Genomic DNA, 19,634 nt, shown 5'->3' on the forward strand with positions numbered 1-19,634 from the left:
TCGAACAAGAAACATGAATTGCCAAAATACAACTTCACAGGGAATTACAACGATGAACGCCATAAAAATGATCAAATCCGTCGCAATCGCTGCCCTGCTGGCAAGTGGTAGTGCAATGGCCGCGCCGGTCGAACTGCTGCTGAACGGCGGCTTCGAAGCCAACCCGCAGGGTAACGGCAGCTGGGCCATCTACTCCAACCTGAGCGACTGGACCGGCGGCGCCTACGGCATCGAACTGCGCAACAACGTGGCCGGCGTCGCGGCAGAGGGCGTCAACTTCATCGAACTGGACACCACCCACAACAGCAGCATCAGCCACGACGTGCTGACCGGCCTGGGCCAACAGTACACGCTGAGCTTCCAGTTCCAGGACCGTCCAGGCGTGGACACCTCGTCGCAAGGCCTGGCCGTGACCTGGGGCGGCGGCGCAGTCGACAGCGTGAACAACTCGCTGGGCGGCGGCTGGGAAAGCCGCACTTACACGCTGACCGGCAACGGCGCGTTGATGTCGCTGAAGTTCACCGCCATCGGCACCGACGACAGCCTGGGCACCTCGCTGGACAACGTCTCGCTGACCACCGCCGTGCCTGAGCCGGAAACCTACGCGATGATGCTGGCCGGCCTGGGCCTGGTCGGCTTCGCCGCACGCCGCCGCAAGGCAGCCAAGTAAGCGGCACCGCACGCCGCAATGAAAAACGCCCCGATGTCGGGGCGTTTTGCTTTTCAGGCGGCGATGCGGCCGCGCAGCTCTTCCACCGCGGCGCGCCAGTCGTCGTAATGCTCGCTGTCGGCCCACAGTTCGCGCAGCTCGGATTGCTCGGACAGGATGCGCTCGATGGCGCGGCCGGCCTTCTCGGCCAGGTCGCTACGCACGCGGGCCTTGGGCTTGCGCGCTTCCACCCAGGCGTCCACCGCCGCGCTGTCTTCGCTGCGCTCGCCGCCCTTGCCTTGCAAGCGCGCCAGCACTTCGATCGCCACCAAGGCCTCGGCGCCGAACGGCGCTTCCAGCATGCCGCCGTTGTTTTCCAGCGCCGTGTCCAGCGTGCTCTCCACCGCTTCCAGGTTGCTGGTCTGCTCCAGATCTTCCGCCCAGTCCTGCGCGTAGTCGTTGCCGAACGCGTCCACCGCCCATGTACCCATCGTTGCTCCTGTCGAGGCCGCTTTTTGCAGGCGGCCCGTATGATATATTGTTTCCTCCAACATTTTATCAGACGCCCCCATGTCGCTACACCCATCCTCCCCGTATCTGAAGGTGCCGGCTGGCGCGCGCTGGAAAGATGCAGTGGCCGGCAAACCGGCCGCCGACATCGATCCGCATCTGGCGCCGCGCATGCAGATCACGCCGCAGCAGCAGGTGGCGTCGGCCGGCAGCTGCTTCGCGCAGCGCATCGCCGAAGCCCTGCAGCAAAGCGGCTACGGCTACATGGTGGCCGAGACCGGCCCGGGCTTCATCGCCGAGGCGGACCGCAAGGCGCTGGGCTACGGCGTCTACTCCGCGCGCTACGGCAATATCTACACTACGCTGCAACTGCTGCAGCTGTTCGACCGCGCCTACGGACGCTTCGAACCGGCCGAACCGCTGTGGCGCAACGCCGAAGGCGGCTATGTCGATCCGTTCCGCCCATCGGTGCAGCCGGGCGGCTACGCCAGCGAGAGCGAGTGCCTGTGGGACCGGCGCGAGCACCTGGCCGCCGTGCGTCGCATGTTCGAGCAGCTCGACGTCTTCGTCTTCACGCTGGGCCTGACCGAATCGTGGCTCAGCAACGAGGATGGCGCGGTGTTCCCGGTCTGTCCCGGCTCCGGCCTGGGCGGCGAGTTCGATCCGGCCCGCCACCGCTATCACAACTTCAGCGTGGCCGAGGTCAGCGAGCATATGTCGCAGTTCATGACGCGGCTGGCCGAGGTCAACCGGCGCGCGCAGGTGATCCTGACGGTGTCTCCGGTGCCGCTGATGGCGACCTTCGAGGAACGCCATGTGCTGCAAGCGACGACCTATTCGAAGGCGGTGCTGCGCGTGGCCTGCGAGGAAATCGTGCGCAAGCACGCCAACGCGCACTACTTCGCGTCGTATGAAATCGTCACCGCCAGCGGCGACAGCAACAACTACTTCGCACCCGACCGCCGCAGCGTGCTGCCGGCCGCCGTGGAGCACGTGATCGCCTGCTTCCGCCGCCAGTACATGGGCGATGCTCCCGTCGCAAGGCAGGATGCCGCGCCGCAGGCCGCCCCCGCGCTGCCCGGCCAGCCGATGTGCGACGAGCAGCTGGTGATGGATGCGCTGGCCAGCCACACGGCGAAAGGGCAAGCATAATGGCTGTTACCCTGCTCGGCACGCCGAGTCCCATTCACATCATCGGCGAAAGCCACACGCTCATCTTCCGCAATCTGCTGTTCCGCACCGCCGGCAGCGAGCAGTTGTTCCAGACCCGCACCCGCTACCTGCCGCACGTGCTGGCGCAGAATTTCTGCGATCCGGCCGTACGCGCCTTCCACCAGGATTTGCTGGAAGCGTTCCGCGCCGAAGAGCTGCTGCGCCCCGACCTGTCCCCTGCCCACCATTCGCTGGACGGCAGCACCATCAGCGGCGCGTGGATGGAAAAGCGCGCCGTCGTGGCGCCGGCCGTGGTGCTGTGCATCGGCGACCTGGACATCCATCATCTGCTGAGCCAATTCGCCGACTACGATTTCGAATTGCCCGACGATGCGTACTACGGCGTCGACCGCGACAAACGTCCGGTGGCCTACGCCACCATCCGCGCGCAGATGGAGAAGCTGCTGTCGCCCTTCACCGAAGGCCTGCGGCTGCTGCGCGCCTTCGGCTTCACGCGCATGCTGGTGCACTGCGTGCCGCCGCGCACGCCGGACGACGCCGCCACGCTGCGCTGGACCAAGGTGCACAAGTCGGTGCGCGCCAAGCTGACCGTGATCGCCAACCAGTTCCTGGCGCGCGAGTGCGCGGCCATCGGCATTCCGTTCATCGATGTGTGGCCGGAGCTGTGCCAGGACGGTTATCTGCGGCCGGAGTTCGATCTCGACGGCACCCACCTGACGGTGGCGGCTGCGCAGGTCGCCCTCGACAAGATCGTCGCCAGCCTGCGGCAGCATACCTGGGATGCGCACAACGTCGCGCGCTACCAGCACGCGGCGGCGCAGGCGCCACGCCATGCGCAAGCCATCGCGGTTGAGCGTCCGCTGCCCGGCGTCAGCATCGGCCAGTTGGACGCGCCGGCGCAAACGCTGCAATCGCTGGAGGCGTCGCCCGGCAGCTACCGCGCCTTGCCGGAGCTGGCGCCACGCCTGGACTGGGTTTCCGCACCGGCCTCCGGCCGCGCCGCGCTGCTGACCGCGCAGCCGAGCGACGAACAACTGGCGCTGGCGGCACAGCTGCTCGGCCAGGGCGTGGGCCAGGCGGTGCTGCACGGGGACGTGGACTACGCGATGACGGTATCGAGCTTCCGCCCGAGCCGCATCGCGGCGGGCAGCGCGCCGCTGGTGCTGGCGCGCGCCGCGCAAAGCTCGGGCGTGCGCAAGGCGGTGCTGCGCCTGGGCGGCGCCGGCGTCATAGGCTTCGCTTCCATCGCCGGCGATACGGTGCATGTGATGAGCTCCACGCCGGGCACGCTGGCGGTGTACGACCCGGCCGCCACGCTGTGCACCGTCGACCCGACGCTGGGCGACATCAGCCTGGTGGAGATCGCGCTGATGCCGCTCGCCACAGGCCATCCGTTCCGCGTGGTGTGGAGCGGCCTGCATGAGTGGCCGCTCGATCCATTCCAGTACGGCGTGGCCGGCATGACGGCCGTCCCGCCGTTCGACGGCCAGCAAGTAACGGTGCGCGCGCTGGCGATGGCCTGACGCGCACTGGGCTGCGTTAAGGTTAAGCCTTGGCCGGCTTGACCAGCGGCGCATCCTTCTGCGATTTAACCACCTGCATGGCGGTGGCGATCAAGCCGCTCATCTCGCCCAGGTTGGCCGGGATGATGATGGAGTTGTTGGTCTTGGCCAGCTGCGAGAAGGCGCCGACGTACTGCTCGGCCACCTTCAGGTTGACGGCGTCCTCGCCGCCCGGCTCGCGGATCGCCGCCCCCACCTGGCGCAGCGCCGACGCATTCGCCTCTGCCAGCGCGACGATGGCGGCGGCCTGGCCCTGTGCGCGGTTGATGGCGGCCTGCTTGTCGCCTTCCGAACGGGCGATCTGCGCTTCGCGTTCGCCGCTGGCGATGTTGATCTGTTCCTGCTTGCGGCCTTCCGATGCGGCGATCAGCGCGCGCTTCTCCCGCTCGGCGGTGATCTGCGCCTGCATCGCGTGCAGGATTTCCTTCGGCGGCGTCAAATCCTTGATCTCGTAGCGCAGCACCTTGACGCCCCAGTTGGCGGCCGATTCATCGATGGCGTTGACAATGGCGGTGTTGATATGGTCGCGTTCTTCAAAGGTCTTATCCAGCTCCATGCGGCCGATCACCGAACGCAAGGTGGTTTGCGCCAGCTGCGTGATGGCGGAGATATAGTTGGACGAACCGTAGGAGGCGCGCATGGCGTCGGTGATCTGGAAGTACAGGATGCCGTCGACCTGCAGTTGCGTGTTGTCGCGCGTGATGCAGACCTGGGGCGGCACATCCAGCGGGATCTCCTTGAGCACATGCTTGTAGGCGATGCGGTCGACGAACGGGATCACGATGTTCAGGCCGGGGCCCAGCGTGGCGTGGTATTTGCCGAGCCGCTCGACCACCCATGCGTGCTGCTGCGGAACGACGTTGATGGTCTTGAACACGAACACCAAGGCCAGGATGAAAAGGATGAAGGTGACATTGCCGAAACTGATATCCATAAAACTCTCCGGTGGGTAAATCTTAAGCCGCCACGATCAGGCGGCTGCCGCGTACTTCGCGTATCGTGTATTGCCCGGGCGCCGCGCCGCTGTCGGCCACCGTGCCCGTCTCCAGCTCCACGTCCCACAGCGCGCCGCGGTACATCACGCGCGCCGTGCCGTCCTGCCAGGCCGGCACGTGCACGGTCTGGCCGATGTCCATGTTGACGTTGGGGTCGCGCTCGGCCTGGGTGCGGTTCTCCAGCTTGCCGAAGCGGCTGCGCCGCAACAGCACGGTGGCCGCCACGCCGACCACGGCGGCAAGCAGCGTCTGCGTCGCCATGCCAAAGCCGAGCAGCGCGGCCAGCGCGCCGGACGTCAGGCCGATGGCGATCATCAGCAGGTAAAAGGTTCCGCTGCACAGTTCCAGGATCACAGTAGCGCCAGCCGCCACCAACCAAAAACTCCAGTCAGCCATGATGCACTCCTCTCAGGTTTAAAAATGCAAAAACCCCCGCTTCCCGGTGCGGGCTGCGAGGGTTTTTGCTACAAGGCGCTTGGTATTGATAGTGTTATTTACAACTCAATTCGATAACACCAGTCTAACCCAATTTACGCCTACGTCAACACTTTATTACTTTTGCAGGGCTGCCAGCTTCTGCCAGGTGTCGATCACCGAGTCCGGGTTCAGCGACATCGATTCGATGCCCTGCTCCATCAGCCAGACCGCGAAGTCCGGATGATCGGAAGGGCCCTGGCCGCAGATGCCGATGTACTTGCCCTGCGCGCGGCAAGCCTTGATCGCCAGCGACAGCAGCGCCTTCACCGCAGGGTCGCGCTCGTCGAAGTCGGCCGCCAGCAGCGCCATGCCGGAATCGCGGTCCAGGCCCAGGGTCAGCTGGGTCAGGTCGTTGGAACCGATCGAGAAGCCGTCGAAGTGTTCGAGGAACTGGTCGGCCAGGATGGCGTTGGACGGCACTTCGCACATCATGATCAGACGCAGGTCGTTCTCGCCGCGCACCAGGCCGTTCTTGGCCAGCAGGTTGACGACTTTCTCGGCCTGGCCCAGCGTACGCACGAACGGCACCATGATCTCGACGTTGGTCAGACCCATGTCGTTACGCACGCGCTTCATGGCCTGGCATTCCATTTCGAATGCGCCGGCAAAGTCGGCAGCCAGGTAGCGCGCCGCGCCACGGAAGCCCAGCATCGGGTTTTCTTCATCCGGCTCGTAGCGCGAACCGCCGATCAGCTTCTTGTACTCGTTGGACTTGAAGTCCGACAGGCGCACAATCACTGGCTTCGGCCAGAAGGCGGCGGCGATGGTGGCGATACCCTCGGCCAGCTTGTCGACGTAGAAGGCTTTCGGCGAGGCGTGGCCGCGCGCGACCGACTCCACCGCTTTTTTCAGATCGGCGTCGATGTTCGGGTATTCCAGAATCGCTTTTGGATGCACGCCGATGTTGTTGTTGATGATGAACTCAAGACGCGCCAGGCCAACGCCGCCGTTCGGCACGGACTGGAAGTCGAACGCCAGCTGCGGATTGCCGACGTTGAGCATGATCTTGGTCGGCAGCTTGGGCAGCTCGCCGCGCGACACTTCCGAGATTTCGGTTTCCAGCAGGCCGTCGTAGATCTTGCCCTCGTCGCCTTCGGCGCAGGACACGGTGACGAAAGTGCCGTCCTTCAGGATCTCGGTGGCGTCGCCGCAACCGACCACCGCAGGCACGCCCAGTTCACGGGCGATGATCGCCGCGTGGCAGGTACGGCCGCCACGGTTGGTGACGATGGCCGAAGCGCGCTTCATCACCGGTTCCCAGTTAGGATCGGTCATGTCGGCGACCAGCACGTCGCCCGGCTGCACGCGTTCCATGTCGGCCGGATCGTGGATCACGCGCACAGGACCGGCGCCGATCTTCTGGCCGATAGCGCGGCCCGAGGCCAGCACGGTGCCGGAGGATTTCAGCTTGAAGCGCTGCTGCACATCGGTCGCCTTCTGCTGCGACTTGACGGTTTCAGGACGCGCTTGCAGGATGTACAGCTTACCGTCGCGGCCATCCTTGCCCCACTCGATGTCCATCGGACGGCCATAGTGGTTTTCGATGATGACGGCGTATTTGGCCAGCTCCACCACTTCGGTGTCGTTCAGCGAGTAGCGGTTGCGCAGCTCGACCGGCACGTCCACGGTCTTGACCGAGCGGCCAGCCTTGGCTTCGTTGGTGAACTCCATCTTCAGCAGCTTGGAGCCGATGTTGCGGCGGATGACAGGCGATTTGCCTTTTTCCAGCATTGGCTTGTGGACGTAGAATTCGTCCGGATTGACCGCGCCCTGCACCACCGTCTCGCCCAGGCCGTAGCTGGAGGTGACGAAGACCACGTCCTTGAAGCCGGACTCGGTGTCGATGGTGAACATCACGCCAGCGGCGCCCAGGTCGGAACGGACCATGCGCTGCACGCCGGCCGACAGCGCGACTTCGGCGTGGGTGAAGCCTTTGTGTACGCGGTAGGAGATGGCGCGGTCGTTGTACAGCGATGCGAACACGTGCTTCATCGCGTCGAGCACGTTCTCGATGCCGACCACGTTGAGGAAGGTCTCCTGCTGACCGGCGAAGGAAGCGTCCGGCAAGTCTTCGGCGGTGGCCGAGGAACGCACGGCGAACGACATCTCGGTACTGGAATCGGCGACCAGCTGGTTGTAGAAGGTCTCGATTTCCTGTTGCAGGCGTGGCTGGAACGGGGTTTCGACGATCCATTGACGGATCTCGGCGCCGGCTTGCGCCAGGGCGCGCACGTCGTCGATATTCAGGTCGGCCAGGCGGTCGGCGATGCGCTCGGCCAGCGGCTTGCCGCCGTCGACGCTGTGCGACAGGAAGTCGCGGAAAGCCTGGGCCGTGGTGGCGAAGCCGCCCGGAACCCGGACGCCGGCGCCAGCCAGCTGGCTGATCATTTCGCCTAATGAGGCGTTTTTGCCGCCGACGGATTCGACATCCGTCATGCGCAAATGTTCGAACGATGCGACGTATACCGCTCCGTTACTCTGCTCCTTCAATGCTGCGTTGGACATAATGACACCTTTTTGATGATAGAAATCTTCCAGCGAGGCGCAGACTTGTTTCTTGTTATTCTGGTCGTCGTGCAGCACAATCTTACCTATGGCGCCCATTCTACAGCCTGCGGCCCAAATTGACGATTCACAATAATGACAGGCTTACTCTACATGACACAAGAACAACGTCCTCCCCTGCCCGCCGTGGCCCGCACGGTTTTCTTCGTTTCCGACGGCACCGGCATCACGGCAGAAACCTTTGGTCACTCGGTTTTGACCCAGTTCGAGCTGCGCTTCCGCCAGATACGGCTGCCCTTCATCGATACGCTGGACAAGGCGCACGACGCGGCACGCAAGATCAACGAGGCGTTTGCGACTGATGGTCAACGGCCGATCATCTTTTCCACGCTGGTCAAGACCGAACTGTCGAACGTGATCCGCCAGTGCAAGGGCATGCACATGGATTTGATCCAAACATTTGTTGCCCCATTGGAACAAGAACTGGGCGTCAAATCGACCCACACCATCGGCCGTTCGCACAACATTGTGGACAGCGAGGAATACAAAAACCGCATCGAGGCGATCAACTTCTCGCTGGCGCACGACGACGGCCAGTCGCACAAGAACCTGTCGTCGGCGGACGTGATCCTGGTGGGCGTATCGCGCTCGGGCAAGACCCCGACCAGCCTGTACCTGGCGATGCAGTACGGGATCAAGGCGGCCAACTATCCGCTGATCCCGGACGATTTCGAGCGCGGCAAGCTGCCGTCGTCGCTGTATGAGTTCAAGCCGAAGATCTTCGGCCTGACCATCACGCCCGAGCGCCTGGCCGAGATCCGCAACGAGCGCCGCGCCGGCAGCAAGTACGCGTCGATCGAGAACTGCCGCTACGAGGTCAACGAGGCGGAGATGATGATGAAGCGCGAAGGCATACGCTGGCTGTCGTCGACCACCAAGTCGATCGAGGAAATCTCGACCACCATCCTGCAAGAGATCAAGCCTAACCGGCGCGAGTACTAAAGTGCGGCGGCCGGCGCTGCTGTCCTCCGTGCGCATGGCCGCGCTGCTGTTTGCGGTCGTGGCGGTCGTGGCGCCCGTGGCGGCGTGGGGCCAGTCCACCGCCTTCGTGCACGTCAATGTGGTGCCGATGGACAGCGAGCGCGTGCTGCGGGACCAGACGGTACTGGTGCGGGACGGCCGCATCGAAGCGGTCGGCGCGGCGCTGGCTGCGCCGGCTGGCTATCAGGTCATCGATGGACATGGCACGGCGTGGCTGTCGCCCGGCCTGGCCGACATGCACACCCACTCCGAAACCCGCAACGACCTGGCGCTGTACCTGGCCAACGGCGTGACCACGCTGCTCAACATGGGCGGCGCGCGCGCCAATCTCGTGGACAGCATCGTGCCGGCCGTGGCGCGTGGATCGCTGCCCGGCCCCCATGTCTACGCCAGCCTGATGGTGGACGGCACGCCGGACTACAACGGCCTGCAGATCAAGACGCCGGCGCAAGCGCGCTCGGTGGTCGACCTGGCGGCCGCCAACGGCTACGATTTCATCAAGGTGTACGTGGGGCTGGCGCCGGATGTATTCAGCGCGCTGGCTGAGGCGGGCCGCGCCCAAGGCCTGCCGCTGGTGGGCCATGGCGTGACGGCGGTGCGGCTGGAGCGCCAGCTGGCGCAAGGCCAGGTGCTGGTCGCGCATCTGGAGGAATTCTTCTACACCTATTTCACGCCGGCGGGCGGACAGGAAACCGATGCGCCGCCCGACGAGGCGCGCATACCCGAGGCGGTGGCGCTGGCCAGGCGATACGGCGCGGCGGTGATCGCGGACGTCGTCACCTACCAGGCGCTGGCCGGCCAGATGGGCCATCCCGAGCGCCTGCGCGCCATCCTGGCCGAGCCGCAGACGGCTTACGTGGCGCCGGTCGACGTGCAGGCTTGGCGGCGCAGCGGCTACGGCGCGAAGTCGGCGCGGCTGGAGGCCAAGCTGGCCTTCCTGCGCAAGCTGGCCAAGGCCCTGGCCGACGGCGGCGTCGAACTGCTGTCCGGCACCGACGCGCCGACCATTCCCGGCGTGGCGCCTGGCTACTCTTTGCATGACAATCTGGCGGAGCTGGAGCGCTCGCAGTTGAGCCGCTATCAGGCGCTCGCCACGGCCACCCGCGCGCCGGGGACGTTCATCGCCCGCACCAAGGGTGGCGTGGGATTCGGCCAGATCGTGGCCGGATATCGCGCCGACCTGGTGCTGAGCGAGCACAATCCGCTGGAGGGACTGGCGACGCTGCGCGCGCCGCTGGGCGTGATGGCCGAGGGCCGCTGGCGCGACCGCCAGTCGCTGGCCGCACTGCTGGACGGCGTGCGCGCCAGCTACCGCCCGGATTAGCGCGGTCGTTCCCGCACAGGCGGGAATGACGTCAGACGCGTGGCGGATCGGTTTCGCGGGCGTAGATGCGTCGCTGGACCAACGCGCCCTCGAACCGTTCCAGCGCGGCGCCGCTGCCGCCACGCTCCGCGATGATCAGGCCTGGATCGGTCTCCCCATCCGGCAGCGCCAGCGGCAGACCGGCCGCGTACACCAGCTGCGCGCCGTTCCCCAGCGCCAGCAGCGGCTTGTCGTGCCGGTATTGCAGCCGCAGGAACTCCACCGCCGCCACTTCCCGGTTGAGCAGCGTGCCGTCAGGCGTGGTGCTCTGCGGCGCGTCGTCCGCCAGCGTGTAGGCGTCGGCGCGATCGGGCACGATGGCGCCATCCCACACCATCGACGGCCCGGTCTCGAAACTGATCTCCACGTCCAGGTCCGAGCCCGGCAGCGGGCCGACCCGCTCGCCGACCAGGCGCGGCACAGCGCCGCCGTCCAGCAACGCCGCGTACAACTCCCGCACCTGCCCGGCATCGACGCCCGGCGCCACCAGCAGCGCCACCCGCAAGGTCTTGATGCCCGTGGTGCCGGGACGGCTGAGCAGCGACAACGCCGGCGACGGCGGATAGCGATGGATCGGCAGATCGGTCGCCAGCGGCAGCGGCGGCGGCACCTCCATGCCCAGGCCATCGGCCACGCCCTGTGCCAGCTTCTGCGCGACGTTGACCAGGCCGGCCAGCACGCGGCGGCGGATGGCCGGCGTCTGCACCCGCGTCAGTTCGAAGCGGAAGGCGGCGATGATGTGGTTCTGCTCCACCGCCGTCTGGCTATTCCAGAACAAGCGCGCCTGCGAGTAGTGGTCGGCGAACAGTTCCGGCTTGCCGCGCACCTTGGCCGCCGTCAGCGGCTCGGGGAAGCTGGTGTAGCCCGCCGCCCCGGCCTGGAACGGACAGCCGCCCGCCAGCGAATTGGGCTCGTAGCTGACCCGCCCCCGGTTGAGCGACTGCCGGTGCATGCCGTCGCGCTGGTTGTTGTGGATCTGCGCCAGCGGCGTGTTGATCGGGATCTCGTGGAAGTTGGCGCCGCCCAGGCGCGAGATCTGCGTATCGATGTACGAGTGAATCCGCCCTTGCAGCAGCGGGTCGTCGCTGAAGTCGATGCCCGGCACCACGTGCGCGGCGCAGAAGGCCACCTGCTCGGTCTCGGCGAAGAAGTTGTCGGGATTGCGGTCCAACACCAGCTTGCCCAGCGGCCGTACCGGCACCATCTCCTCCGGCACCAGCTTGGTCGGATCGAGGACGTCGAAGGGGAACTGCGCCGCCTGCTCGGCGCTGAAGGTCTGCACGCCCAGCTCCCACTCGGGGAACTGGCCGGCCTCGATGGCCTCCCACAAATCGCGCCGATGGTAGTCGGGATCGGCGCCGGCCAGGCGGGCCGCCTCGTCCCACACCAGCGAGTGCGTGCCGGCCATCGGCGTCCAGTGGAATTTGCAGAACAGCGAGGCGCCCTGCGCGTTCACCAGCCGGAAGGTGTGCACGCCGAAGCCCTGCATCATGCGGTAGCTGCGCGGGATCGCGCGGTCCGAGGTGTGCCACATCAGCATGTGCGTGATCTCGGGGCTGAGCGAGGCGAAGTCCCAGAAGGTGTCGTGCGCGCTGGCCGCCTGCGGCATGCCGTTGTGCGGCTCCGGCTTGACCGCGTGGATCAGGTCCGGGAACTTCATCGCATCCTGGATGAAGAACACGGGGATGTTATTGCCGACCAAATCCCAGTTGCCCTGGTCCGTGTAGAACTTGACCGCGAAGCCGCGCACATCGCGTACCGTATCGGCCGAGCCGCGTTCGCCGGCCACCGTCGAGAAGCGCACAAACACCGGCGTGCGCTTGCCGGCCTCGCCCAGCAGCGAGGCGCGCGTGATGGCGCTGTGGTCGGCGTAGCTTTCGAAGTAGCCGTGCGCCGCCGAGCCGCGCGCGTGCACCACGCGCTCGGGGATGCGCTCGTGATCGAAGTGGGTGATTTTTTCGCGCAGGATGAAGTCTTCCATCGCCGTCGGCCCGCGCAGGCCTATCTTCAGGCTGTCCTGGTTGTCGGCCACCTTGACGCCCTGGTTGGTGGTCAGTTCGCGGCCGCTGTCGTCCACCCGCACCCGGTCCAGCGGGCCGTCGAGCGGGTTGTCGCCGAGGTCAGGCTGGCCGTCGCCAACCTTGGGCGAGGCCACCGTTTCGGTACTGGTGCCGGCGGTGGCGAGCTCGCCGGCCGGCGTGCGCGTCTCGCCCGCGTGCGGCGTGAAGGCGGCTTCGCCGTATTCCAGCGGCTTGGTCTCGTTGAAAGGCATGTCGGCGGCGAGCTGCTCGCCGGTGATGACTTTTTCCAGCAGCTGATCGGCGATCGGGTTCGGAGGGCCCAGCCGCTCCGGATGCGGCGGCTCGGCCGGACCGGCCACCGTGCTCAAAATGGAACCGGCGCCGTCCACCGCGCCGCCGTTGTCTTTGGGATTAGCCATGTCGCACCTCGTGAATGGATCGCCTGCCCGGGCGGGAGGCGGAGATTCAGTGTGCTTTTCTAACGGCCTGAGGTATTTGACGGCGCGCAAACCGAACGCAGCGGGCCGCGCCCGCTGCGCTTAGAAGAAATGTTGCCAATCAGCCAGCCAGGCCGGGAACTCCTCGACCGGCATCGGCTTGGCGATGTAATAGCCCTGCGCATAGGTGCAACCCAGTCCCTGCAGGAAATCCCAATCCTGCTTGGTCTCGACCCCGACCGCCACCGAGCGCCGGTCCAGGCTGCGCGCCAGGCCCAGGCAGGAGCGCAGCACCGTGCCGATGGCCTGCTTTTTGGAAGCGCCGTCGACAAAGCTGCGGTCGATCTTCAATTCGGAGAACGGAATGCGCGCCAGCAGCTGCAGGTTGCTGCGCCCCGTGCCGTAGTCGTCGATGGCCAGGCCGAAGCCCTTCATGCGCAGGCGCAGCAAGCGCTCAAGGAAATGCGGATCGGTGGTCAGCACCGCCGACTCGGTCATCTCGAAGGTGATGTAGTCGGGCATGATGCGATGCCGCTCCAGGCAGGCCGCGATCTGCTCCATGAACTGCGGATGCGCCAGCGTGCCCTGGTCGACGTTGATGGAAAACGAAATCGGTATGCCCTGGTCGTGCAGCGTGCGGCAGGCCGCCACCGACTTTTCGATCATGCTCCAGTCGAGGAAATCGATGCGGCGGTTATCCTCCAGCACCTGCATGAACGACGCCGGCCCAAGCACGCCATACAGCGGATGGCGCCAGCGGGCGAACATCTCCAGTCCCTTGACCTGCCCCGTCTCCAGCTCGATCTTGGGCTGGAAGAAGGGATCGAACTCGCGCATCTGCAAGCCCTGCCCCACCTCGGCGAACGAGATCGGCGGCACCTGCGCACGCGACGAAGCGGTATGCGCCTGCTCCGGCTCCAGGTAGTTGGCGATCAGCGCTTCCAGCCGGCTGCCGATCACCGGCTTGCCGATCGCGCCCAGCATATTGATGCCGTAGGCGGCCGCCATGGTCTCCACCGAAAACAACACGGCGTTGGACTGCGCCCCCACCACCAGCACGCCGACGCGCGACTTGGCCTCGGCCAGGCGGCGTATCAGCTCCAGCGCATCCATGCCCGGCAGGGCCAGGTCGATGATGGCGATATCGACCTTGGGCGTGATGCCGGCGCTGAAATGGCGCAGTGCGGTATGGCCGTCGGGCGCCTGCGTGATGCGGCCCACGCCCAGGTGCACCAGGATATCGGCCAGCGCATGCCGTTGTACCTGATCCCCTTCGGCCACCAGAAAGTGCAACTGCGCGATATCCATGTACGGCTCCAAAAGCTGCGGTTATGTCTGATTCTGCCTTACTTGCTCGAAAAAGCATACTGCCGCGCAGGCGGCCACGTTGAGCGACTCCACCTGGCCCAGGTGCGGGATCACCACCTGATGGGTTGCCATCGACAGCAGATCGTCCGCCACGCCCTGCCCTTCGTGCCCGAACAGCCACGCCACCGGCTGGCGCAGGTCGACGTCGTACAGGCGCTGGGTGGCGTAGCCGCTGGTGGCGAGCGACGTCACCCTGGACGCGGCCACCAGCGCCGCCAGGTCGACGTTCTCGAAGATCTCCAGCACGAAGTGCGCGCCCATGGCCGCGCGCAGCACCTTGGGCGACCAGCAGAACGCCGAACCGGCGCTGCAATACACCTGGGTGATGCCGGCCGCCGCCGCGCTGCGCAGGATGGAGCCGACGTTGCCGGGATCCTGCACGTTATCGAGCAGCACCGCCGACACGGCCAGCGGCTCGGTCACGGCGCGCTCCGGCGTGTCGATCAAAAACATCACGCCGACGCCATGCTCCACCTGGCTGACGGCGTTGTACAGCGCATCCGGCAATCCCAGCACGTGCGCATGCTTCGCCTCCAGCTGGCCGACGATGTCCATCACTTCCGGATTGTGCAGCGCCGATTCGCTGACCACGCACTGCTCCGGCAGGCCGCGCAATTGCAGGAAGGCCTGGCACAGGTGCACGCCGTCGAGCAGCGTGCGGCCGGACTTGCGGCGCGCCTGCGAACTGCCGGCCAGCTTGACCAGCTCCTTGTACTGCGCGTTGTCGCGCGAGGTGATGGTCTTCATGCGGCCCTCCCTGCGCGCAGCGCGAATTCTTCCAGTACCTTGCGCACCGGCGCGAACGAACGGCGGTGCACCGGCGATGCGCCGTGCTCGCGCAGGCGCTCCAGGTGCAGCGCGGTGCCGTAACCCTTGTGCTGGTCGAAGCAGTACTGCGGATACTGCGCGTGCAGCGTCACCAGCGCGGCATCGCGCGCGGTCTTGGCCAGGATGGAGGCGGCCGAAATGGCGTCGACCTTGTCGTCGCCGCCGACCACCGCGATGCTCTGGATCTTCATCACCGGGCAGCGGTTGCCGTCGATCAGGGCCAGCGTCGGCACGGTGCTCAGCGCCTCCACCGCGCGCCGCATCGCCAGCATCGACGCTTGCAGGATATTGAGCTTGTCGATTTCCTCTTCCGACGCCTCGGCGATGGCCCAGGCCAGCGCGTTGGCCTTGATCAGCGGCGCCAGCAGATCGCGTTTGGCTTCGGTCAGCTTCTTGGAATCGCGCAGGCCTTCGATGGGACGCGAGACGTCCAGGATCACGGCCGCGGCGTACACCGGGCCGGCCAGCGGACCACGGCCCGCCTCGTCGACGCCGCAGATGATTTCATCGGGCGAGTCGGGCAGGAAGTCGAACAGGCCGGGGTTTTGATTATTCACGTTGATTCTCGATGATACTCGTTGATACGGTTAAGCTTTGATGACCTTGAGCACGGCGGCCGCGCTCTCCACCGCGCTGTTGCGCAGCAGGCTGTGATGCATGTCGGTGAAGCGCTCGGCCAGCCGCAGGCGGTGCGGCGCGTCGCTCAGCTGCTTCCACATCGCGTCCGCCAGCGCCTGCGGATTGGCGGCGTTTTGCAGCAGCTCCGGCACCACGAACTCGCGCGACAGGATGTTCGGCAAACCTATCCATGGCTGGTAGCCGAAGTGGCGCAGGATTTGCCATTCCAGCTCCATCATGCGATAGGCGATCACCATCGGCTTCTTGAACAGCGCCACCTCCAGCGACGCCGTGCCCGACGCCACCAGCACCGCGTCCGCCGCGGCGATGGCCGTATGCGACTGGCCGTCCAGCAGCTGTATCTCGACGTCCTGCAGGCCGGCCTGCGCCACCAGTTCGAGGAAGTACTGGCGCTGCCGTTCGCCGGCCATCGGCGCGACGAAACGCAGCGAGCGGTCGCGCTGCAACAGCAGCCGCGCCGCGCCGACGAAGGCCGCCGTGTTGTATTTGAGCTCGGACATGCGGCTGCCCGGCATGATGGCCACCACGTTGGCGTCCTCCGCCAGGCCCAGCGCGCGCCGCGCGCCCGCCTCGTCCGGCGCCATCGGGATCAGCTCCGCCAGCGGATGGCCGACATAGCTGACCGGCACGCCGGCCTGGCGGTAGATTTCCTCTTCAAACGGAAATACCACCAGCATGTGCGACACCGCGCGGATGATTTTCTTGATGCGTCCACCGCGCCAGGCCCAGATCTGCGGCCCGATGTAGTGAATGGTCGGAATGCCGGCCGCCTTGAGCTGCTCTTCCAGCCCGAGATTAAAGCCCGGATAGTCGGCGCCGATGAAGGCCGCCGGCCGTTCGGCCAGCAGCTGGTCGCGCAGCTGGTTTTGTATGCCCTTGATTTCGCGGTAGCGCGGAATCACGGCCAGCAGGCCGCGCACGGTCAGCTTGTCCATGGGCCAGTGCGATTCGAAGCCCTGGGCGATCATATGTTCGCCGCCGATGCCGTGGAAGCGCGCCTCCGGCAGATGCGGGCGCAGTCCGGACAGCAGCCGCGCCGCCAGCAGGTCGCCGGACGGTTCGCCCGCCACCAGCGCCAGTGATAACGGCGCAGCCGGCGCGGAGGCCGGCGTCAGGTCAGCGGACGATGCCACGGCTGGCGACGCTGAGGAATTCGCGCATCGAGCGGATTTGCTCGGCCGCTGCCGGCGTCGCCTCTTCTTCCGCTTGCAGCGCGAGCTTGGCCTCTTCCAGCGTCAGGCCGGAGCGGTAGATCAGTTTGTAGGCGGTGCGGATGCCGTTGATCTGCTCGCGCGTGAAGCCGCGGCGTTTCAGGCCTTCGATATTGACGCCGTGGGCCTGGGCCGGATTACCGTTCAACAGCACGAACGGCGGCACGTCCTGCGTCAGCGAGGTGCTCATGCCGACAAACGCGTGCGCGCCGATCTTGCAGAACTGGTGCACATTGGCGAAGCCGCTCATGATGACCCAGTCGCCGATTTCGACGTGGCCGGCGATCTGCGCGTTGTTCGAGAAGATCGTGTTGCTGCCGATCTGGCAGTCGTGCGCCAGGTGGACGTAGGCCGAAATCCAGTTGTCGTTGCCCAGCGAGGTCACGCCCTTGTCCTGCACCGTGCCGGTGTTGAAGGTGCAGAACTCGCGGATGGTGTTGCGGTCGCCGATGGTCAGGCGGGTCGGCTCGCCGTTCCACTTCTTGTCCTGCGGCGCGGCGCCGATCGACGAGAACTGGAAGAACTTGTTGTCGCTGCCGATGGTCGTATTGCCCTCGATGACCACGTGCGGACCGACCACGGTGCGCGGGCCGATCACGACGTTCGGACCAATCACCGAATACGGCCCCACCTCGACGGATTCGTCGAGCTGCGCCTTCGGATCGATGATGGCGGTGGCGTGGATCTTGGCCATGATTACTTCCCTGCTGGCTGGCTGGCGTCCGTCGCGCTGCGGATGGTGCACATCAGTTCCGCCTCGACCGCGGTCTGGCCGTCGACCGTGCCGACCGCCTTGTACTTCCAGATGCCGCGCGCGACGCGCAGGATCTCGACCTTCATCACCAGCTGGTCGCCCGGCTCCACCGGACGCTTGAAGCGCGCGTTGTCGATGCCGACGAAGTACACCACCGAGTTCTCGTCCGGCTTGATGTCCATGGTCAGGAAGGACAGGATGGCGGCGGTTTGCGCCATCGCTTCGATCATCAGCACGCCCGGCATCACCGGCTTGTGCGGGAAGTGGCCGTTGAAGAATTCCTCATTGACGGTGACGTTCTTGATCGCGGTGATGGTCTTGCCCGACTCCCAGTCCAGCACGCGGTCGACCAGCAGCATCGGATAACGGTGCGGCAGGTACTGCTTGATCTGATGGATGTCCATGCATTTCTTGACGCAGGTGGATTCGGTGGTGATGTCGGTAGTGGTCATGATTTAATTCTCGTCTTGATTCGTCAGTGTTTTAATTGTTTTTTCCAGCGCGCGGATTTTATCGCGCATCGTCGACAGATTGCGAACGATGGCGGCCGATTTTTCCCACTCGCTGTTCTTGGCCAGCGGATAAAAGCCCGTGTACTGTCCCGGCTCCAGTATGGAGCGCGACACCATGCTGCCCGAGCCCACGTGCACCTTGTCGGCGATGGTCAGGTGCCCCAGCACCATGGCGGCGCCGCCAAAGGTGCAGTACTTGCCGATCTTGGCGCTGCCGGCCACGCCGACGCAGCCGGCCATCGCCGTGTGCGCGCCGATATGGCAGTTGTGGCCGATCTGGATCTGGTTGTCCAGCTTCACGCCGTCTTCCAGAATCGTGTCGGCCAGCGCGCCGCGGTCGATGGTGGTGTTGGCGCCGATGTCCACATCGTCGCCGATCACTACCCGCCCGGTCTGCGGAATCTTGATGTAGACGCCGCCCTCGTTGGCGAAACCGAAACCGTCGGTGCCGATCACGGCGCCCGAATGGATGATGCCCCGCTTGCCGATCACGCAGCGCGCCTGGAAGGTCACGTTGGCGAACAACTGCGTGTCCTCGCCGATGACGGCGTCGCGGCCGATGTAGCAGCCGGCGCCGATCACCGCGCGCTCGCCGATCACGGCGCCGCTTTCGATCACCGCGCGCGCACCCACGTGGGCGCTGGCGGCGACGCTGGCGTCATCGGCCACCACCGCGCTGGCGTGTACGCCGGGCGCCGGCACGATGGCCGTCAGGGATTCGAAATACTGCGCCGCGCGGGCGAAATACACGTACGGGTTGTTGGTGACGATGCGCGCGCCTTCGTAGCCGGCGGCGATGAAAGCGTCATCGGCGGCCGACACGATCAGTGCCGCCGCCTGGCTTTGCAGCGCCTGCGCGCGCAGTTTGCTATTGCTGAGAAAGCTGATGTGCGAAACGCCGGCGTCCGTCAGTGGCGCGATCCCGGTCACTACCAGGTTCGCGTCCCCCACCAACTGCCCGCCGAGGCGTTCGACCAATTCCCCTAGTCGAGTGCCCATCGGGTGATCCAATCTTGATGTGTTTTACTTGTCTTTATCCAGCGCGGCCAGCACTTTGTCGGTGATGTCGATGCGCGGGCTGGCCCAGACCGCATCCTGCAACACGATGTCGAAGCCTTCCACCGAGGCCATCTGCTTGATGATCTTGGTGGCTTTTTCCGAGATCGCCTGGCGCTCTTCGCTGGTGCGCTGGCTCAGGTCTTCACGGAACTCGCGCTGGCGGCGCTGGTATTCCTTATCGAGCTCGAACACGTCGCGCTGGCGCTTGACGCGGTCGGCCTCGGCCAGCGTCGGCATGTCCTTCTCCAGCTTTTCCGACGCCGACTTCAGGCGGCCGGCCATATCCTGCATGGCTTTCTCGCGGCTCTTGAACTCTTCCTGCAGCTTCTCGCCGGCCAGCTTGGCCAGCTTGGACTCGTTGTAGATGCGCTCAGCGCTCAGCCAGGCGATGCGCGAGGCCGAGGTCTGGGCCTGCACCGGCGCCAATGCACACCAGCCCAGTGCAAGCACGGCGAGAGATTTGGTCAGGGTAGCGGACGCAGTCTTCAACTTGTTTCTCCGAAGTAAATATTAGTACTCAATGCCATCGC

18 protein-coding genes are annotated in these 19,634 nt (G+C 65.5%); 5 read left to right on the forward strand and 13 right to left on the reverse strand.

Annotation, left to right across the window (positions count from 1 at the left end):
• Positions 1-52 precede the first annotated feature (52 nt).
• Positions 53-670, forward strand: coding sequence for a PEPxxWA-CTERM sorting domain-containing protein (locus tag DUGA2_RS21930; protein ID WP_070271598.1), 618 nt, complete (start codon positions 53-55; stop codon positions 668-670).
• A 53-nt stretch (positions 671-723) separates the two neighbouring features.
• Here DUGA2_RS21930 and DUGA2_RS21935 read toward each other — a convergent pair whose 3' ends face one another.
• A complete protein-coding gene (locus DUGA2_RS21935; protein WP_070271599.1) occupies positions 724-1,140 on the reverse strand; it encodes a DUF4259 domain-containing protein in 417 nt (138 codons plus the stop codon).
• A 79-nt stretch (positions 1,141-1,219) separates the two neighbouring features.
• On the opposite strand from DUGA2_RS21935, the gene DUGA2_RS21940 reads away from it, so the two are divergent.
• Positions 1,220-2,311: a GSCFA domain-containing protein gene (locus DUGA2_RS21940; protein WP_070271600.1), complete on the forward strand. Its 1,092-nt coding sequence runs from the start codon at positions 1,220-1,222 to the stop codon at positions 2,309-2,311.
• Positions 2,311-3,855 (forward strand): hypothetical protein, encoded by a 1,545-nt coding sequence (locus tag DUGA2_RS21945; RefSeq protein WP_070271601.1) that lies wholly within the window; start codon positions 2,311-2,313, stop codon positions 3,853-3,855. The genes DUGA2_RS21940 and DUGA2_RS21945 overlap by 1 nt, the downstream gene beginning before the upstream one ends.
• Positions 3,856-3,877: 22 nt before the next feature.
• Here DUGA2_RS21945 and DUGA2_RS21950 read toward each other — a convergent pair whose 3' ends face one another.
• The 3 genes from DUGA2_RS21950 to ppsA all read right to left on the reverse strand — a co-directional run bounded on the left by DUGA2_RS21950 (position 3,878) and on the right by ppsA (position 7,871).
• Positions 3,878-4,828 (reverse strand): SPFH domain-containing protein, encoded by a 951-nt coding sequence (locus DUGA2_RS21950; protein ID WP_070271602.1) that lies wholly within the window; start codon positions 4,826-4,828, stop codon positions 3,878-3,880.
• 22 nt (positions 4,829-4,850) lie between these two features.
• Positions 4,851-5,285, reverse strand: coding sequence for an NfeD family protein (locus DUGA2_RS21955; RefSeq protein ID WP_070271603.1), 435 nt, complete (start codon positions 5,283-5,285; stop codon positions 4,851-4,853).
• A 156-nt stretch (positions 5,286-5,441) separates the two neighbouring features.
• Positions 5,442-7,871 (reverse strand): phosphoenolpyruvate synthase, encoded by a 2,430-nt coding sequence (gene ppsA, locus DUGA2_RS21960; RefSeq protein WP_043481998.1) that lies wholly within the window; start codon positions 7,869-7,871, stop codon positions 5,442-5,444.
• Positions 7,872-8,024: 153 nt separating this feature from the next.
• Here ppsA and DUGA2_RS21965 point away from each other — a divergent pair, with 153 nt between their 5' ends.
• Positions 8,025-8,873 (forward strand): pyruvate, water dikinase regulatory protein, encoded by an 849-nt coding sequence (locus tag DUGA2_RS21965; protein WP_008449263.1) that lies wholly within the window; start codon positions 8,025-8,027, stop codon positions 8,871-8,873.
• A 1-nt stretch (position 8,874) separates the two neighbouring features.
• Positions 8,875-10,236 carry an amidohydrolase gene (locus DUGA2_RS21970; protein ID WP_141753344.1) on the forward strand — a complete coding sequence of 454 codons (1,362 nt, stop codon included), beginning with the start codon at positions 8,875-8,877 and terminating at the stop codon, positions 10,234-10,236.
• A 31-nt stretch (positions 10,237-10,267) separates the two neighbouring features.
• Here DUGA2_RS21970 and DUGA2_RS21975 read toward each other — a convergent pair whose 3' ends face one another.
• The 9 genes from DUGA2_RS21975 to DUGA2_RS22015 all read right to left on the reverse strand — a co-directional run bounded on the left by DUGA2_RS21975 (position 10,268) and on the right by DUGA2_RS22015 (position 19,593).
• A complete protein-coding gene (locus DUGA2_RS21975) occupies positions 10,268-12,715 on the reverse strand; it encodes a catalase (protein ID WP_070271604.1) in 2,448 nt (815 codons plus the stop codon).
• A 120-nt stretch (positions 12,716-12,835) separates the two neighbouring features.
• Positions 12,836-14,041, reverse strand: a complete 1,206-nt coding sequence (locus DUGA2_RS21980; protein ID WP_070271605.1) for an EAL domain-containing protein — start codon at positions 14,039-14,041, stop codon at positions 12,836-12,838.
• Between the two features lie 21 nt (positions 14,042-14,062).
• Positions 14,063-14,848, reverse strand: a complete 786-nt coding sequence (locus tag DUGA2_RS21985; RefSeq protein ID WP_070271606.1) for an RNA methyltransferase — start codon at positions 14,846-14,848, stop codon at positions 14,063-14,065.
• Positions 14,845-15,486, reverse strand: coding sequence for a ribonuclease HII (gene rnhB, locus DUGA2_RS21990; RefSeq protein WP_070271607.1), 642 nt, complete (start codon positions 15,484-15,486; stop codon positions 14,845-14,847). Before rnhB ends, DUGA2_RS21985 begins: the two co-directional genes overlap by 4 nt.
• A gap of 30 nt (positions 15,487-15,516) precedes the next feature.
• Entirely contained in the window at positions 15,517-16,701 is a 1,185-nt protein-coding gene (lpxB, locus tag DUGA2_RS21995; RefSeq protein WP_070271608.1) for a lipid-A-disaccharide synthase, read from the reverse strand.
• On the reverse strand, positions 16,685-17,473 hold the full coding sequence (gene lpxA, locus DUGA2_RS22000; RefSeq protein WP_070271609.1) for an acyl-ACP--UDP-N-acetylglucosamine O-acyltransferase: 789 nt from the start codon (positions 17,471-17,473) through the stop codon (positions 16,685-16,687). The genes lpxB and lpxA overlap by 17 nt, the downstream gene beginning before the upstream one ends.
• 2 nt (positions 17,474-17,475) lie before the next feature.
• On the reverse strand, positions 17,476-17,985 hold the full coding sequence (gene fabZ, locus DUGA2_RS22005) for a 3-hydroxyacyl-ACP dehydratase FabZ (protein ID WP_210402589.1): 510 nt from the start codon (positions 17,983-17,985) through the stop codon (positions 17,476-17,478).
• Between the two features lie 3 nt (positions 17,986-17,988).
• Positions 17,989-19,044: a UDP-3-O-(3-hydroxymyristoyl)glucosamine N-acyltransferase gene (gene lpxD, locus DUGA2_RS22010; protein WP_070271610.1), complete on the reverse strand. Its 1,056-nt coding sequence runs from the start codon at positions 19,042-19,044 to the stop codon at positions 17,989-17,991.
• Between the two features lie 24 nt (positions 19,045-19,068).
• A complete protein-coding gene (locus tag DUGA2_RS22015; RefSeq protein ID WP_008449280.1) occupies positions 19,069-19,593 on the reverse strand; it encodes an OmpH family outer membrane protein in 525 nt (174 codons plus the stop codon).
• Positions 19,594-19,634: the final 41 nt, after the last annotated feature.

This window comes from Duganella sp. HH101, assembly GCF_001758795.1.
GTDB lineage: Bacteria > Pseudomonadota > Gammaproteobacteria > Burkholderiales > Burkholderiaceae_D > Rugamonas > Rugamonas rivuli.

Excerpts from the sequence above, each read along its gene's own strand:
- DUGA2_RS21930 (WP_070271598.1), top strand. The coding sequence starts at position 53 with ATGAACGCCATAAAAATGATCAAATCCGTCGCAATCGCTGCCCTGCTG.
- DUGA2_RS21935 (WP_070271599.1), bottom strand. The coding sequence starts at position 1,140 with ATGGGTACATGGGCGGTGGACGCGTTCGGCAACGACTACGCGCAGGAC.
- DUGA2_RS21940 (WP_070271600.1), top strand. The coding sequence starts at position 1,220 with ATGTCGCTACACCCATCCTCCCCGTATCTGAAGGTGCCGGCTGGCGCG.
- DUGA2_RS21945 (WP_070271601.1), top strand. The coding sequence starts at position 2,311 with ATGGCTGTTACCCTGCTCGGCACGCCGAGTCCCATTCACATCATCGGC.
- DUGA2_RS21950 (WP_070271602.1), bottom strand. The coding sequence starts at position 4,828 with ATGGATATCAGTTTCGGCAATGTCACCTTCATCCTTTTCATCCTGGCC.
- DUGA2_RS21955 (WP_070271603.1), bottom strand. The coding sequence starts at position 5,285 with ATGGCTGACTGGAGTTTTTGGTTGGTGGCGGCTGGCGCTACTGTGATC.
- ppsA (WP_043481998.1), bottom strand. The coding sequence starts at position 7,871 with ATGTCCAACGCAGCATTGAAGGAGCAGAGTAACGGAGCGGTATACGTC.
- DUGA2_RS21965 (WP_008449263.1), top strand. The coding sequence starts at position 8,025 with ATGACACAAGAACAACGTCCTCCCCTGCCCGCCGTGGCCCGCACGGTT.
- DUGA2_RS21975 (WP_070271604.1), bottom strand. The coding sequence starts at position 12,715 with ATGGCTAATCCCAAAGACAACGGCGGCGCGGTGGACGGCGCCGGTTCC.
- DUGA2_RS21980 (WP_070271605.1), bottom strand. The coding sequence starts at position 14,041 with ATGGATATCGCGCAGTTGCACTTTCTGGTGGCCGAAGGGGATCAGGTA.
- DUGA2_RS21985 (WP_070271606.1), bottom strand. The coding sequence starts at position 14,848 with ATGAAGACCATCACCTCGCGCGACAACGCGCAGTACAAGGAGCTGGTC.
- lpxA (WP_070271609.1), bottom strand. The coding sequence starts at position 17,473 with ATGGCCAAGATCCACGCCACCGCCATCATCGATCCGAAGGCGCAGCTC.
- fabZ (WP_210402589.1), bottom strand. The coding sequence starts at position 17,985 with ATGACCACTACCGACATCACCACCGAATCCACCTGCGTCAAGAAATGC.
- lpxD (WP_070271610.1), bottom strand. The coding sequence starts at position 19,044 with ATGGGCACTCGACTAGGGGAATTGGTCGAACGCCTCGGCGGGCAGTTG.